16 protein-coding genes are annotated in these 14,209 nt (G+C 63.7%); 8 read left to right on the forward strand and 8 right to left on the reverse strand.

Annotated features, from left to right (window positions below; genetic code table 11):
• Window positions 1-24 precede the first annotated feature (24 nt).
• The 5 genes from C4K39_RS18760 to C4K39_RS18780 are packed head-to-tail and all read right to left on the reverse strand — an operon-like array spanning window position 25 to window position 5,365.
• Entirely contained in the window at window positions 25-858 is an 834-nt protein-coding gene (locus tag C4K39_RS18760) for an AraC family transcriptional regulator (protein WP_068575464.1), read from the reverse strand.
• Complete coding sequence (locus tag C4K39_RS18765; RefSeq protein ID WP_124347165.1) at window positions 851-1,852, reverse strand: hydrolase; 1,002 nt, start codon at window positions 1,850-1,852, stop codon at window positions 851-853. Before C4K39_RS18765 ends, C4K39_RS18760 begins: the two co-directional genes overlap by 8 nt.
• A gap of 54 nt (window positions 1,853-1,906) precedes the next feature.
• Window positions 1,907-2,527, reverse strand: a complete 621-nt coding sequence (gene rsmD, locus C4K39_RS18770) for a 16S rRNA (guanine(966)-N(2))-methyltransferase RsmD (RefSeq protein WP_124347166.1) — start codon at window positions 2,525-2,527, stop codon at window positions 1,907-1,909.
• A complete protein-coding gene (locus tag C4K39_RS18775; protein WP_124347167.1) occupies window positions 2,527-4,017 on the reverse strand; it encodes a M16 family metallopeptidase in 1,491 nt (496 codons plus the stop codon). Before C4K39_RS18775 ends, rsmD begins: the two co-directional genes overlap by 1 nt.
• Window positions 4,010-5,365, reverse strand: coding sequence for a M16 family metallopeptidase (locus tag C4K39_RS18780; RefSeq protein WP_068575468.1), 1,356 nt, complete (start codon window positions 5,363-5,365; stop codon window positions 4,010-4,012). The genes C4K39_RS18775 and C4K39_RS18780 overlap by 8 nt, the downstream gene beginning before the upstream one ends.
• Before the next feature lie 427 nt (window positions 5,366-5,792).
• Between C4K39_RS18780 and ftsY the strand changes: the two genes are divergently transcribed.
• The 4 genes from ftsY to rpoH all read left to right on the forward strand — a co-directional run bounded on the left by ftsY (window position 5,793) and on the right by rpoH (window position 10,010).
• Window positions 5,793-7,355 carry a signal recognition particle-docking protein FtsY gene (gene ftsY, locus C4K39_RS18785; protein ID WP_124347168.1) on the forward strand — a complete coding sequence of 521 codons (1,563 nt, stop codon included), beginning with the start codon at window positions 5,793-5,795 and terminating at the stop codon, window positions 7,353-7,355.
• Entirely contained in the window at window positions 7,352-8,023 is a 672-nt protein-coding gene (gene ftsE, locus C4K39_RS18790) for a cell division ATP-binding protein FtsE (protein WP_068575470.1), read from the forward strand. Before ftsY ends, ftsE begins: the two co-directional genes overlap by 4 nt.
• Entirely contained in the window at window positions 8,020-9,042 is a 1,023-nt protein-coding gene (gene ftsX / locus C4K39_RS18795; protein WP_068575471.1) for a permease-like cell division protein FtsX, read from the forward strand. The genes ftsE and ftsX overlap by 4 nt, the downstream gene beginning before the upstream one ends.
• Before the next feature lie 113 nt (window positions 9,043-9,155).
• Complete coding sequence (gene rpoH / locus C4K39_RS18800) at window positions 9,156-10,010, forward strand: RNA polymerase sigma factor RpoH (RefSeq protein ID WP_068575472.1); 855 nt, start codon at window positions 9,156-9,158, stop codon at window positions 10,008-10,010.
• A 69-nt stretch (window positions 10,011-10,079) separates the two neighbouring features.
• Here rpoH and mtgA read toward each other — a convergent pair whose 3' ends face one another.
• Entirely contained in the window at window positions 10,080-10,802 is a 723-nt protein-coding gene (gene mtgA / locus C4K39_RS18805) for a monofunctional biosynthetic peptidoglycan transglycosylase (protein WP_124347169.1), read from the reverse strand.
• Window positions 10,803-10,876: 74 nt separating this feature from the next.
• On the opposite strand from mtgA, the gene C4K39_RS18810 reads away from it, so the two are divergent.
• From C4K39_RS18810 to trmB, 4 genes are all read left to right on the forward strand, one after another.
• The gene (locus C4K39_RS18810; RefSeq protein ID WP_068575474.1) at window positions 10,877-11,257 is read left to right on the forward strand and encodes a DUF423 domain-containing protein; all 381 of its coding nucleotides are present in this window, start codon (window positions 10,877-10,879) and stop codon (window positions 11,255-11,257) included.
• A 71-nt stretch (window positions 11,258-11,328) separates the two neighbouring features.
• The gene (gene thiS / locus C4K39_RS18815; protein ID WP_164487305.1) at window positions 11,329-11,529 is read left to right on the forward strand and encodes a sulfur carrier protein ThiS; all 201 of its coding nucleotides are present in this window, start codon (window positions 11,329-11,331) and stop codon (window positions 11,527-11,529) included.
• A gap of 185 nt (window positions 11,530-11,714) precedes the next feature.
• Window positions 11,715-12,509 carry a thiazole synthase gene (locus tag C4K39_RS18820; protein ID WP_068575475.1) on the forward strand — a complete coding sequence of 265 codons (795 nt, stop codon included), beginning with the start codon at window positions 11,715-11,717 and terminating at the stop codon, window positions 12,507-12,509.
• 9 nt (window positions 12,510-12,518) lie between these two features.
• Window positions 12,519-13,244 (forward strand): tRNA (guanosine(46)-N7)-methyltransferase TrmB, encoded by a 726-nt coding sequence (gene trmB / locus C4K39_RS18825; protein WP_068575476.1) that lies wholly within the window; start codon window positions 12,519-12,521, stop codon window positions 13,242-13,244.
• A 54-nt stretch (window positions 13,245-13,298) separates the two neighbouring features.
• Here trmB and C4K39_RS18830 read toward each other — a convergent pair whose 3' ends face one another.
• Both C4K39_RS18830 and C4K39_RS18835 read right to left on the reverse strand, forming a co-directional pair.
• Window positions 13,299-13,847 (reverse strand): RNA 2'-phosphotransferase, encoded by a 549-nt coding sequence (locus C4K39_RS18830; RefSeq protein ID WP_068575477.1) that lies wholly within the window; start codon window positions 13,845-13,847, stop codon window positions 13,299-13,301.
• Window positions 13,848-13,876: 29 nt separating this feature from the next.
• Entirely contained in the window at window positions 13,877-14,200 is a 324-nt protein-coding gene (locus C4K39_RS18835; RefSeq protein ID WP_022641629.1) for a DUF3392 domain-containing protein, read from the reverse strand.
• Window positions 14,201-14,209: the final 9 nt, after the last annotated feature.

Consider the following 14,209-nt stretch of genomic DNA (forward strand, 5'->3'; position numbering starts at 1 on the left):
GAGCCTCACCAGGCACGGCCGGGTTCAGTGGCCTTGCAGGGCACTGCGGTAGGCCGCAGGCGCGACCCCATAGACCTGCTTGAACTGCCGGCTGAGGTGGCTCTGGTCGGCGAAGCCCAGTTGCGTCGCCACTTCTAGTGGCAAACAGCCTTCGCGCAGTAGGGCCCGAGCCTTGGCGATGCGTTGCTGCATCAGCCAGGTATGGGGAGGAATGCCGGTGGCATGGCGGAACACCCGGGCAAAGTGGAAGGGCGACAGGTTCACTGCCGCAGCCAGCTCTTCCAGGGACGGCGGTGCTGCCAACTGCTCACGCAATAGTTCCTTGGCCTGGACTATGGCCCGGTGCTCCTGCCCAGGCGCCTTCGGCGCCTTGACCCTGGCATGACGCTGGAGCAGCAGGAGCAGCATTTCACGCCATTGGGTCTGCTGTTGCAAAGCCGTGGCAGGGCTTTCCAGCAAGTGGTGCAGGCAGGTGAATCCCTTGACCAGGTCCGGGTCGCGGTAGAGGGTCGCGCCAAATGCCGGCAGGTTGCTGTTGGGCAGGCCCAGTTCGCCGAGCAGGCCGAGCACCTGCTGGTTGTCTGGGTAGAAGGCTCGGTACAGCCAGCCGTCCTCGGTACCCTTGGCCCCGGTGTGCAGTTCGTCGGGGTTGATCAGCACCAGGGTGCCGCTACCCGCCAGGTGCTCGGCGCCGCGATAGCGGTAGCGCTGGGCCCCGGCCATGATCATGCCGATCACGAAACCGTCATGCACGTGGGGTACGAAACGATGCTCGATGTAGCGCGCCGAGAGCAGCTCGACGCCTGTCAGCGGGGCGGTCTGCCAGAATCGGATCGATTCGCGGGCGGGACTATCCATGGCGCCCCAGGCCTGCCAGCCATTGTGGAATGCGCCGCTCCAGGTAATAGCCGGGGTGCTTGAGGGTGCCTTCGACGAACCCGACATGCCCGCCCCTGGCTTGTAGCTCGAAGTGGGTACTGGCCGACAGCTCGCTGGCTTCGGGCAGGCTGTGGCGGAAGACGAAAGGATCATCCGCAGCCTGGATGATCAGGGTCGGGGTGCGGATCTCCCCCAGGAAGTAGCGGCTGGAGGCGCGCCGGTAATAGTCCTGGGCGTCGGCGAAACCATGCAGTGGTGCGGTGACCCGGCCATCGAAATCCCAGAAGGTGCGCATCTTGGTCAGCGGTCCCAGTTGTGCCAGGGTCGCCAGTCCGTCATGGCGGCCGTCGTGCTGGAACTGGCGCTGCTTGTCCTTGATGTAGGCCAGCATCTCGCGCATGAAGTGCGCTTGGTAGACCCTGGAGAAACCCTGGCCGATCCGGTCGGCGCACTGGTCCAGGCGAAAGGGTACCGAGACCGCCGCGGCTCCTTGCAGTGGGCTGGCGCTGCCGGTTTCCCCCAGGTACTTGAGCAGCACGTTGCCCCCCAGGGAGTAGCCCACGGCGTACAGCGGTGCCTGGGGACGCCTGGCCTGCAGGTGGGCGATGGCCGAGGCCAGGTCTTCGCTGGCACCGGAGTGATAGCTGCGCGGCAGCAGGTTGGGTTCGCCCGAGCAACCACGCCAGTTCAGCGCGGCGCTGGCCCAGCCGCGGGCGGCGAGCGCCTGTTGCAGGCCGGCCACGTAGGGTGAGTTGGAGGAGCCGGTCAGGCCATGCAGTACCAGTACCAAGGGTGAATCGGCACTATGGGGGCCGTGCCAGTCGAGATCGAGGAAGTCGCCGTCCTCCAGCCACAGGCGCTCGCGCTGGCGTTCCAGGTGCGTGGTGGGGCGCCACAGCGGGCCCCACAAGGTCTGCAGGTGCGGATTGCCAAGGCCGAAGGCAGGGGTGAAGCGATCAGGCGAATCGGACACGGGGAGGATCTCTAGGCAGCGGTGCACAGCCCGGGGGCTGTGCTTGCAGCCGGCTTAAGCGGCGTTGTCCGCCATACGTTGCCACAACGCGTAATGCACTTGCCCGGATTTTTGCTCACGATGCAGGCGCCAGCGTGCCGGCAGGCCCAGGGTCGAGGGCGCTGCCTCGCTTTCGGTGTAGATCCAGGCATCGTCCGCCAGCCAGCCACGCTCTTCCAGCAAGGCACAGGCCGCGGGTAGCAGGTTCTGGTTGAACGGTGGGTCGAGGAAAGCCAGGTCGAAGGCGGTGGCCGGTTGGGTTTCCAGATAACGCAAGGCGTCGGCCGTTTGTACCTGGCCGACGGTGCAGCGCAGGGTACCCAGGTGTTCGCGCAGGCTGGACACCGCAATGCTGCTGCTATCGAGCGCCAGGCCCGAGGCAGCACCGCGGGACAGGGCTTCGAGGAACACCGCGCCGCTGCCGGCGAACAGGTCGATCACCTTGGCCCCGGGTACATAGGGTGCGAGCCAGTTGAACAGGGTCTCGCGCACCCGGTCCGGGGTCGGGCGCAGGCCCGGCAGGTCGGGGAAGCTCAGCTTGCGGCTGCGCCACTCGCCGCCGATGATGCGCAGCTGGCCCACGCCGTTGTGCTGGTTGTGGACGGGTTTCTTGCTGGGACGGGCTGGACGGGCCATCAGTGCTCCGGAACCCCGAGCGGTTGCTCGGCGGGTTTGTCAGTAGGGGGTGGTAGCGGCTTCTGGGCGACGGTCGGGCCGGCGCTGACGATGACCATCTTGTCGACGCTAAGGTGCTTGTTCATGGCGGCCTTGACCTGTTCCACCGTCAGCTCCTGGGATTGACGCATAAAGTCCTCCAGGTAGCTCAGTGGCAGATTGTAGAAGCCCATGGCGCCCAGTTGGCCGACGATATCGGCGTTGCTGGCGGTGGACAGCGGGAAGCTGCCGGCCAGTTCACGCTTGGCGTCGTCCAGTTCTTTCTGGGTCGGGCCGTTCTTCAGGTAGTCGGCGAATACATCTTGCACCAGCTTGAGGGTGCCTTCGCTCATCTCGGCACGGGTCTGCAGATTGATCATGAACGGGCCGCGGACCTGCATCGGGGTGAAGCCGGAGTAGACGCCGTAGGTCAGGCCGCGCTTCTCGCGCACTTCGCTCATCAGCCGGGTGCCGAAACCGCCACCGCCGAGAATCTGGTTGCCCAGGGATACCGCAGCGTAGTCCGGGTCGTCACGGTCGATGCCCAGTTGCGCCAGCAGCAGGTTGGTCTGGCTCGATGGGAACTCGATGTGGCCGACGCTGGCCTTGGGTTCTACGGGCTGCTCGATCTTCGCCAGGGCCGGGCCCTTGGGCAGGGCGGCGGAAACCTGGGCGGCAATCGCCTCGGCGTCGCTGCGCGAGAGGTCGCCCACCAGGGCGATCACCCCATTGCTGGCGGTATAGGCCTTGGCGTGGAACGCCTGCAGTTGCGCCAGGCTAATGCCCGGAACGCTCTTGGCGTTGCCTTCGCTGGCGTGAGCATAGGGATGGCTGCCGTACAGGCGCTGCATCAGCTCCAGGCTGGCCAACTTGCCGGGGTTCTGTTTCTGGTACTCGAAGCCGGCGAGCAGCTGGTTCTTGATCCGGGCCAGGGAGTCGGCGGGGAAGGTCGGCCTGCCCACCACTTCGGCAAACAGCTTCAGTGCCGGCTGGCGTTTATCCACCGCGCTGAGGCTACGCAGCGAGACCACGGCCATGTCCTTGTAGGCGCCGTTGCCGATATCCGCCCCCAGGCTTTCAAAGCCTTGGGCGATGGCGCCCACATCCTTACCGGCCACGCCCTCGTTGAGCATGGCGTTGGTCAGCAGGGCCAGGCCGGAGGTGTTGCCATCCTGGCTGCTGCCGGCGGCGAAGATCAGGCGCATGTCGAACATCGGCAGCTCGCGGGCCTCGACAAACAGCACCTTGGCGCCTTCGGCGGTGCTCCAGGTCTGCACATTGAGGTTGCGGTGGCTGGGAGCCTTGCCATCGAGCTCGGCCAGAGATTGCAGCTTCTGGCTGCTCTTGGCGTTGTCCAGGGCCTGGCTGGCATTGCTTTCGCCGGATCGCGAGAGGTACAGGCCGCCGGCGGTGAGCAGGGCCGCCAATGCGGCGCCCAGCAGGATCGGTGAAGCATTCTTGCGCTTATTCATGAGCGGACTCCTCAGGCAGTACGTGGGCCACGCTCATACGTTCCCGGGTGAAGTAGGTGCGGGCGGCCTTCTGGATGTCTTCCGGGGTCACGCTTTGCAGTTCGGCAAGCTCGGTGTCCATCAGCTTCCACGACAGGCCGACGGTTTCCAGCTGACCGATGGCGGTGGCCTGGCTGGTGATCGAGTCGCGCTCGTAGACCAGGCCGGCAATCACCTGGGCCCGGACCCGCTCCAGCTCTTCTGCGGAGGGCGGGGTGGTCTTGAGTTGCTCCAGCAGGCGCCACAGCCCGGCTTCGGCCTGGGCGATGGTTTTTTTCTTCTGGCCGTTGGGGGTGGCGGACAGCATGAACAGACTGTCGCCACGGGTATAGGCGTCGTAGCTGCTGGAGCCATTGGACAGCAGCTCCTCGCCGCGCTCCAGCTGGGTCGGGATACGGGCGCTGTAGCCACCGTCCAGCAGCGCAGCAGCCAGGCGCAGGGCGTTGACTGCGCGCTTGTCCTCGGCGGTGGCGATGCTTGGCACGTTGAAGGCCAGCATCAGGCTGGGCAGCTGGGTCTTCACATGCAGGGTGATCAGGCGCTCACCGGGTTCGGCCAGTTCCATGGGGATCTTCGCTGGCGGTACGTCACGCTTGGGAATCGCACCGAAATAGCGCTGGGCCAGGTTCTTGACCTCGTCCGGGGTGACATCGCCAACCACTACCAGGGTGGCGTTGTTGGGCACGTACCAGGACTGGTACCAGTGGCGCAGTTCCTCGACCTTCATTCGGTTCAGGTCGGCCATCCAGCCGATGGTCGGCGTGTGGTAGCCGCTGGCGGGGTAGGCCATGGCCTTGAAGCGCTCGTAGGCCTTGGACAGGGGCTTGTCGTCGGTGCGCAGGCGGCGTTCTTCCTTGATCACCTCGATTTCGCGGCTGAATTCGTCGGCCGGCAGGCGCAGGCTGGCCATGCGGTCGGCTTCCAGTTCCAGGGCCACGCCCAGGCGGTCGCGAGCCAGGACCTGGTAGTAGGCGGTGAAGTCATCGCTGGTGAAGGCGTTTTCTTCGGCGCCCAGGTCTCGCAGGATCAACGAGGCTTCGCCGGGGCCGACCTTCTCGCTGCCCTTGAACATCATGTGTTCCAGGGCGTGGGAAAGGCCGGTCTGGCCTGGGGTTTCGTAGCTGGAGCCGACCTTGTACCAGACCTGTGAGACCACCACCGGGGCACGATGGTCTTCGCGGACAACGACCTTCAGGCCGTTGTCGAGGGTGAATTCGTGGGTGGGTTGCGGGTCGGCAGCCAGGGCTGCAAGCGGCAGACAAACTGTGCTGAGCAGCAGGCCTGCGGCGCGGCGGGCTAGAGCATTCATTCGTTTTAAACCTGTTGGGCTGTCCGCTGGGTCTTGGCCTGCGGGCGAGAGGTTGGGGCGTGTCGCCATTCATTACCGGGCCGGGCCTTGCGGGTGGCCACGCGGTACTGGTAATGAGGGGTGACACGCCCTAGGATACTGATCCGTTTTACTGGCGGCCACGCCTATCAGGTTCTCGCGGGTCAGCAATAACTTGATCAGGTTGCATGAGTTTCCGGCAATAATCCTTGATTTATCAGCTAAAATTCGACGTTTCGCCGATTTTGCCGTTCCAGTCCTTTAGTAAAATCGATCCCTGAGGTGCCTCCGGGCATTTCGACAACATGTTGCGCGTGAACAAGCTGGATGAAACATAGTCTGTTCTGCATCGAATATTTATTTACCGAGGCGCCTGCTGGCGCATCGCTACCTTGAGATAGCCGTCTCCATGTTTGGTTCCAACGACGACAAAAAGACTCCAGCCGCGGCTGGCGAGAAGAAAGGCCTGTTCGGGTGGCTGCGCAAGAAGCCGCAGGAACCCGTCGTCCAGCAGCCACCAGTGCCTGCCGAGCCGGTAGCGGCTCCAGTCATCGAGCCTGCACCGAGCACCATCCCGGCTGAACCGGTGGTTGCTCCGGTCGCCGAACCCGTGGTGCAACCCCAGGCGCAGCCGCATTCCTCCGCGCCGGTTGCCCCCGACCTGCCCTTGACTCCGAATCCCGAGCACAAGCCCTGGTTGACCTTGCCGGTGGCCGAGGAGCCCGTGGCCCTGGTGGAGGATGTCCAGGCCGAGCACGTGACGCCAGCGATTCCAACCGTGGCCGCAGCGCCTGAGCCAGTGGTCGAGGCCCCGGTGATCGCTCCGGTGACTGACGTCCAGGCACCTGTTGCCCCGGTATTCGCCGCCCCCGAGCCTGTCGCTCCTGCTCCTGCTCCTGCTCCTGCTCCTGCTCCTGCTCCTGCTCCTGCTCCTGCTCCTGCTCCTGCTCCTGCTCCTGCTCCTGTCGTGGCGCCGGTGGCGGTTGTCGAGCCTGAGCCTGAGGTCGTTGCCGAGCCTGCTCGTTCCAGCGATGAAGGCAAGGTCGGTTTCTTCGCCCGCCTCAAGCAAGGCCTGTCCAAGACCAGCGCCAGCATCGGCGAAGGCATGGCCAGCCTGTTCCTGGGCAAGAAGGCCATCGACGACGAACTGCTCGAAGACCTGGAGACCCGCCTGCTGACCGCCGACGTTGGTGTCGAGGCCACTTCGGTGATCATCCAGAACCTGACCCAGAAGGTGGCGCGCAAGCAGCTGACCGACTCCGACGCGCTATATGCCTCGTTGCAGGCCGAGCTGGCTGGCATGCTCAAGCCGGTGGAGCAGCCGCTGAAAGTCGTTGCCCAGAACAAGCCATTCGTGATCCTGGTAGTGGGTGTCAATGGTGCTGGCAAGACCACCACCATCGGCAAGCTGGCCAAGAAGCTGCAGCTCGAAGGCAAGAAAGTCATGCTGGCCGCTGGCGACACCTTCCGTGCCGCAGCGGTAGAGCAACTGCAGGTCTGGGGCGAACGCAACAAGATCCCGGTGATTGCCCAGCACACGGGCGCCGACTCGGCCTCGGTGATTTTCGACGCCGTGCAGGCCGCCAAGGCCCGGGGTATCGACGTACTGATCGCCGATACGGCAGGGCGCCTGCACACCAAGGACAACCTGATGGAAGAGCTGAAGAAGGTCCGTCGGGTCATCGGCAAGCTCGACGCCGATGCGCCTCATGAGGTGCTGCTGGTGCTGGACGCCGGTACTGGCCAGAACGCCATCAACCAGGCCAAGCAGTTCAACCAGACGGTCACGTTGACCGGCCTGGCCCTGACCAAGCTCGACGGTACCGCCAAGGGCGGCGTGATCTTCGCCCTGGCCAAGCAGTTCGGCCTGCCGATCCGCTACATCGGGGTGGGCGAGGGCATCGACGACTTGCGTACTTTTGAGGCCGAACCCTTTGTCCAGGCATTGTTTGCCGAGCGGGAGCGTTCATGATTCGTTTCGAACAGGTCGGTAAGCGCTATCCCAATGGTCACGTTGGCTTGCATGAGCTGAGCTTTCGCGTCCGGCGCGGCGAATTCCTGTTCGTCACCGGCCACTCCGGTGCCGGTAAAAGCACCCTGTTGCGCCTGTTGCTGGCCATGGAACGCCCGACCTCGGGCAAGTTGCTGCTGGCCGGGCAAGACCTGGGGCAGATCAGCAACTCGCAGATTCCGTTCCTGCGCCGCCAGATCGGCGTGGTGTTCCAGAACCACCAGTTGTTGTTCGATCGCACGGTATTCAACAACGTGGCCTTGCCGCTGCAAATCCTCGGCCTGTCCAAGGCCGAGATTGCCAAGCGCGTGGATTCGGCCCTGGAGCGCGTGGCCCTGTCGGACAAGGCCGAGCTCTACCCTGGCGACCTGTCCACTGGCCAGCAGCAGCGGGTGGGTATCGCCCGGGCCATCGTCCACCGTCCGGCCTTGCTGCTGGCGGACGAGCCCACCGGTAACCTCGACCCGCGTCTTGCGGCGGAAATCATGGGCGTATTCGAAGATATCAATCGTCTGGGTACCAGCGTGCTGATCGCCAGCCACGACCTGGCCCTGATTGCCCGCATGCGCCATCGCATGCTGACCCTGCAGCGCGGGCGATTGATCGGTGACGGGGAGGCTGGCGTATGAGTGCCACACGTACTCCTAAAGTGGCGGAGCGCGTAGCGCCCAAGGCATCCGATGCGCCGCCGCCAAAGAAAAAAGGCAGTGAGGACGACGGTCCGGATTTCGGCACCCTGTTGCACGCCTGGATCGAAAGTCATCGTGCCAGCCTGATGGACAGCTTGCGTCGCCTGGGCAAGCAGCCCATTGGCAGCTTCTTCACCTGCCTGGTGATGGCCGTGGCCTTGAGCTTGCCCATGGGCTTGTCACTGTTGCTCAACAATATCGAGCGCCTGGGTGGTTCCTGGCAGCGTGCGGCACAGATCTCCCTGTACCTGGAACTGGGGGCATCGGCCAACGAAGGCGAGCAGCTCAGTGAGCAGATCAAGGCGCTGCCTGGCGTGGCAGACGCCGAGTTCATCAGCAAGGAAAAGGCCCTGGAAGAGTTCCAGCAGCAATCCGGGCTGGGCGAGGCACTGCGTGAACTGCCCCATAACCCGTTGCCGGGAGTGGTCCTGGTAACCCCTGACGAAGTGGACAAGGCAACCCTGGAAGCCCTGCGCCAGCGCCTGGCGGACATGCCCAAGGTGCAACTGGCGCAGCTTGACCTGGTATGGGTCGAGCGGCTGGCCGCGATCCTCAAGCTGGGGGATCGTTTTGTCTTCGGCCTGACGGTGCTGCTGGTTTCCGCATTACTTTTGGTGATAGGCAATACCATTCGTCTTCATATTGAAAACCGCCGCACCGAGATAGAAGTGATTAAACTCGTCGGCGGCACAGACAGCTACGTGCGACGTCCTTTCCTTTATATGGGGGCGTTGTATGGCTTCGGTGCGGGGATTCTGTCCTGGGGTGTCCTGGCCTTTGGCCTTAACTGGCTGAACGATGCGGTGGTCGGCCTGGCCGGCCTCTACGGCAGTGATTTCGCCCTGGCGGGAGTCCCTGTTGCCGATGGTCTGTCGCTCTTGCTAGGGGCGGTGCTGTTGGGTTATATCGGTGCGTGGATTGCGGTGGCCCGCCACCTGAGGGAGCTGGCACCGAAGTAGTGTCTTTTTGCTTGTATTGACCTTTCAGCGTTCATGGGAACTTGTTTAGCGGTTCCTGGTCAATTTTCGCAGTGCTGAACTGCACGAGTTATGTGAGTCGGAGGTTTTTTCGTATGACCACTTCTTTGCAACCTGCTTACGCATTGGTTCCAGGCGCAAACCTGGAGGCCTATGTGCACACGGTGAACAGCATTCCACTGCTGACGCCGGAGCAGGAGCGTGAACTGGCCGAGAGTCTCTACTATGAGCAGGATCTTGAGGCAGCTCGGCAGATGGTGCTTGCCCACCTGCGTTTTGTCGTACATATCGCCCGTAGCTATTCCGGCTACGGGCTGGCCCAGGCCGACCTGATCCAGGAAGGCAACGTTGGCCTGATGAAAGCCGTGAAGCGCTTCAACCCGGAAATGGGCGTGCGCCTGGTGTCTTTCGCCGTGCACTGGATCAAGGCGGAAATCCACGAGTTCATCCTGCGCAACTGGCGGATCGTCAAGGTCGCGACCACCAAGGCCCAGCGCAAGCTGTTCTTCAACCTGCGCAGCCAGAAGAAACGCCTGGCCTGGTTGAACAACGAGGAAGTCCATCGCGTGGCGGAAAGCCTCGGTGTGGAGCCGCGTGAAGTGCGCGAGATGGAAAGTCGCCTGACCGGCCAGGACATGGCCTTCGACCCGGCTGCCGAAGCCGACGACGACAGCGCCTTCCAGTCGCCGGCCAACTACCTGGAAGATCACCGCTACGACCCGGCGTTGCAGCTGGAGGATGCTGACTGGAGCGACAACTCCACCAACAACCTGCACGAAGCGCTGGAAGTGCTGGACGAGCGTAGCCGCGACATTCTCTACCAGCGCTGGCTGGCAGAGGAGAAAGCGACGCTGCACGACCTGGCGCAGAAGTACAACGTTTCGGCCGAGCGTATTCGCCAGCTGGAAAAGAGCGCGATGAACAAGCTGAAGTTGTCCATTGCCGCGTAACGCCAAGCCAGGCACCAAGCAAAACGCCCCGAGATGATCGGGGCGTTTTCGTTTGTGGGTATCGCTGGCCTACTCGGCCCAGGGCGCCCGGCGTGATTCGTCCAGGCGATTGAGGTAGGCGGCCCCGCCCAGTTGGCTCATCTGCCGCCGGATCCAGCCGGCACGCTGGAGCACGTAGGTGCTGGGGCGAGCTGCGCTCCAGACCCGGGGGTTGGGCAGTACTGCGGCCAACAGGCTGGCCTGCTGGCGGCTGAGATTGGCGGCGCTGACGCCGAAGTGATGGCGTGCAGCGGCCTCGGCGCCGAACACGCCTTCGTCCCATTCCGCGCTGTTGAGGTAGACCTCGAGAATCCGTTGTTTTGGCCAGAGCACCTCGATCAGGGCGGTGAACCAGGCTTCCAGGCCCTTGCGCAGGTAGCTGCGGCCGGACCACAGGAACAGGTTCTTCGACACTTGTTGGCTCAAGGTGCTGGCGCCGCGGATCTTGCCGCCACGCTCGTTATAGGCCAGGGCCGCCTGGATGGCGTCGAAGTCGAACCCCCAGTGCTCGGGGAATTTCTGGTCCTCGCTGGCGATCACCGCGACCTTGAGGTTATCGGAGATCTCGTCCCAGGGGGTCCAGGTGCGTTGCAGGTCGATGGGGTCGTTGTCGATCCAGGACTCGATCTTGCGCTCCACCATCAAGGCCGTGCCTGGCGGCGGTATGAAACGCAACAACAGCACCAGCGCGATACTGCCGATGACGAACCATTTCAAGGCTTTTACCAGACGACGAAACAGATAACGCAGCATAGAGATGGCTTGGCCGAACCGTTTGAGCGCGCCATTATACAGACCCTTTGCGCTGAATCTGACTGGAGTTCCCCATGTTGCGTGGCTTCCTGATGCTGGCTGCCTTCTTCGGTTTCACCGGGGTCGCCCTGGGTGCTTTCGCCGCCCACGGCCTGAAGAATCGCCTGAGCGCCGAGTACCTGGCCATTTTCCATACCGGGGTCACTTACCAGTTGGTGCATTGCCTGGCCCTCTTTGGCGTAGCCCTGCTGGCCACCCAGGTTCCGGGGCGGTTGGTGGCCTGGGCAGGGGGGGCATTCACCCTGGGCATCCTGCTGTTCTCCGGCAGCCTGTACCTGCTGACCCTCACGGGGATTGGCAAGCTGGGCATCATCACCCCCCTGGGTGGCGCCTCGTTCCTTGCTGGCTGGTTGCTGCTGGGGCTTGCCGCCTGGCGCCTGCAAGCAGCCGCCTGACGCTTGTAGCTGACCTTTAGGTCATGATCGGGCTAGAATGCTGGCCCCTAAAAATGATGGCGGCCTCGAGCATGCGCATTCAGTTGAACGGTGAATCCTTTGAACTGCCCGACGGCTCGACCGTTGCGGCCCTGCTGACGAGCCTGGAGCTGACTGGGCGCCGAATCGCAGTGGAGCTCAATCTGGATATCGTTCCGCGCAGCCAGCACGCCGAAACCACCCTCAACGAGGGTGACCAGGTGGAAGTCGTCCACGCCATCGGCGGCGGCTAGCCAGGCACCGCGAGAACTACAGCGCTCAGAAAGGCTTGCATTGAAAACAGCTTGGAATGCCCCACCAGCCCCTGGTCTTCGCTTTCTCGCCTGTTTGCCTTGCCTTTCCTTCGCTCGCTAGGCCCTCGCGGCGTTCGGTCTACCAAAGAATTCTGCAAGAACCTCACCCCAACAGAGGATTTCCGATGAGCAACGTTCGTAGTGACAAGCCTTTCGTCCTGGCCGGTCGGACGTACCAGTCGCGTTTGCTGGTAGGCACCGGCAAGTACCGCGACATGGAAGAAACTCGCCTGGCCATCGAGGCCTCCGGCGCCGAGATCGTTACCGTAGCCGTGCGCCGGACCAACATCGGCCAGAACCCGGGTGAGCCGAACCTGCTGGATATCCTGCCGCCGGACCGCTACACCATCCTGCCCAACACCGCCGGTTGCTATGACGCGGTGGAAGCCGTGCGCACCTGTCGCCTGGCCCGCGAGCTGCTCGATGGCCACAACCTGGTGAAGCTGGAAGTCCTGGCCGACCAGAAGACCCTGTTCCCCAACGTGCTGGAAACCCTCAAGGCCGCCGAAGTGCTGGTCAAGGAAGGTTTCGACGTGATGGTCTACACCAGCGACGACCCGATCATTGCCCGCCAGCTGGCGGAAATGGGCTGCATCGCGGTCATGCCGCTGGCCGGCCTGATCGGTACCGGGCTGGGAATCTGCAACCCCTATAACCTGCAGATCATTCTCGAAGAAGCCAAGGTCCCGGTACTGGTGGATGCCGGTGTCGGCACCGCCTCCGATGCCACCATCGCCATGGAGCTGGGCTGCGAGGCGGTGCTGATGAACTCGGCCATCGCCCACGCGCAGCAGCCGGTGATGATGGCGCAAGCCATGAAACACGCGATTGTCGCGGGCCGCCTGGCGTACCTCGCCGGTCGCATGCCGAAGAAACTCTATGCCAGCGCATCCTCGCCGCTGGATGGTCTGATCAAGTAAGAGCCATTGATGACTGAATCAAACGACACGCCAATCGAGCCGGAAGCTGGCGACGAACGCCAGCACCGCCGTATCAAGAGCTTCGTGATGCGCGCCGGGCGCATGACCGAAGGCCAGCAACGCGGCCTGGACCAGGGGGCTGCGCTGTATGTGCTGCCCCTGGCCGATGCCCCGGTGGATTACGACCAGGTGTTCGGTCGTTCGGCGCCACGCTCCCTGGAAATCGGTTTCGGCATGGGTCACTCGCTGCTGGAAATGGCCGCGGCGTCCCCGGAGCAGGATTTCATCGGCGTGGAAGTCCACCGTCCGGGCGTTGGTGCGCTGCTCAACGGCGTGCTGACCCAGGGCCTGACCAACCTGCGGGTCTACGACTGCGACGCCATCGAAGTGCTCAACCGCTGCGTGGCCGATAACAGCCTCGATCGCCTGATGCTGTTCTTCCCCGATCCGTGGCACAAGAGCCGGCACCACAAGCGCCGTATCGTCCAGGCGACCTTCGCCGAGCTGGTGCGCAGCAAGCTGAAGGTTGGCGGTATCCTGCACATGGCCACCGATTGGGAGCCCTACGCCGAGTACATGCTGGAAGTGATGAACGTCGCCCCGGGTTATCGCAACCTGGCCGAGGACGGCAAGTGCGTGCCGCGTCCGGCCGAGCGTCCGATCACCAAGTTCGAGCGCCGCGGCGAGCGCCTGGGCCATGGTGTCTGGGACTTGAAGTTCGAGAAGCTGGACTGACCTGCCGCCCCTCTTCCCGAGGGGTTCTTGCCGGGCCCTGCAGTGGCCCGGCCGCTACACCTCGGTGATGCAGCTGGCCGGCACCTGGTCGGTCAGCCACACGCCATTCTCCGCCTGGTAGAACTTGCAGCCCTGGGCCTGCATGGCCTGGGTATCGACCTGCAGCAACACCACCTGGCCGTAGCGCTGGCCCACCGAGCGGGCAGTGTCTGGGTCATGGGACAGGTGTACGTGATGGCGCGAGCCCGGAACCAGGCCCTGCTGGTTGATCGAGTCCATGAAGCGCGTGGCGGTGCCGTGATAGAGCACGGCTGGCGGCTGGCGCTCTTGCAGTTGCAGCTGCACGGCCTTGTTGGAGTGACCCTGGGCGGCGCGAATGCGCTGGCCGTCGGCCGACAGGGTGAAGCGTTTCTTGTCGCTATCGCGGACCACCTGCTCGATCAGTTCCCGAGTCAGCGGCCGGCCTTCGCTGGCCGCGCCGGCGATCAGCGCATCGACCTCGCCCCAGCCTTCACTGTCCAGTTCCAGGCCGATGGCCTGGGGTTCATGGCGCAGCACATAGCTGAGGAACTTGCTGGTGGTTTCCATGGGGTTCTTGCTCATACATGTCCTTGTTCAGCTACAAGCCCGCATCAGCGGCGATCGGCGACCACGCCGATCAGCACCAGTACCACCAGCAGCACGGGCGCCAGGCTGTAGTTGTTGAACTGGCTCAGGCCGCGGACGATCCACGGCGTGGCATAGATCAATGCCAGGCCGCTGCCGATCATGCACAGCAGGGCCATCAGGGGTACCCGCAGGGCGCCGGCGAGGCCACCCAGGCGTGCCTCCACCCAGCCCTTGATGTCGGCACCGAACAGCACCAACAGGCAGCCCACCAGCGCCAGGGAGATTTCCGAGAGATTGCTGCGGCTCCAGCGGGACACGGTGGCAAGCAGGTCGAGTACCAGATCCATGTGATTTCC

Source organism: Pseudomonas sessilinigenes, from assembly GCF_003850565.1.
Taxonomy (GTDB): Bacteria; Pseudomonadota; Gammaproteobacteria; order Pseudomonadales; family Pseudomonadaceae; genus Aquipseudomonas; species Aquipseudomonas sessilinigenes.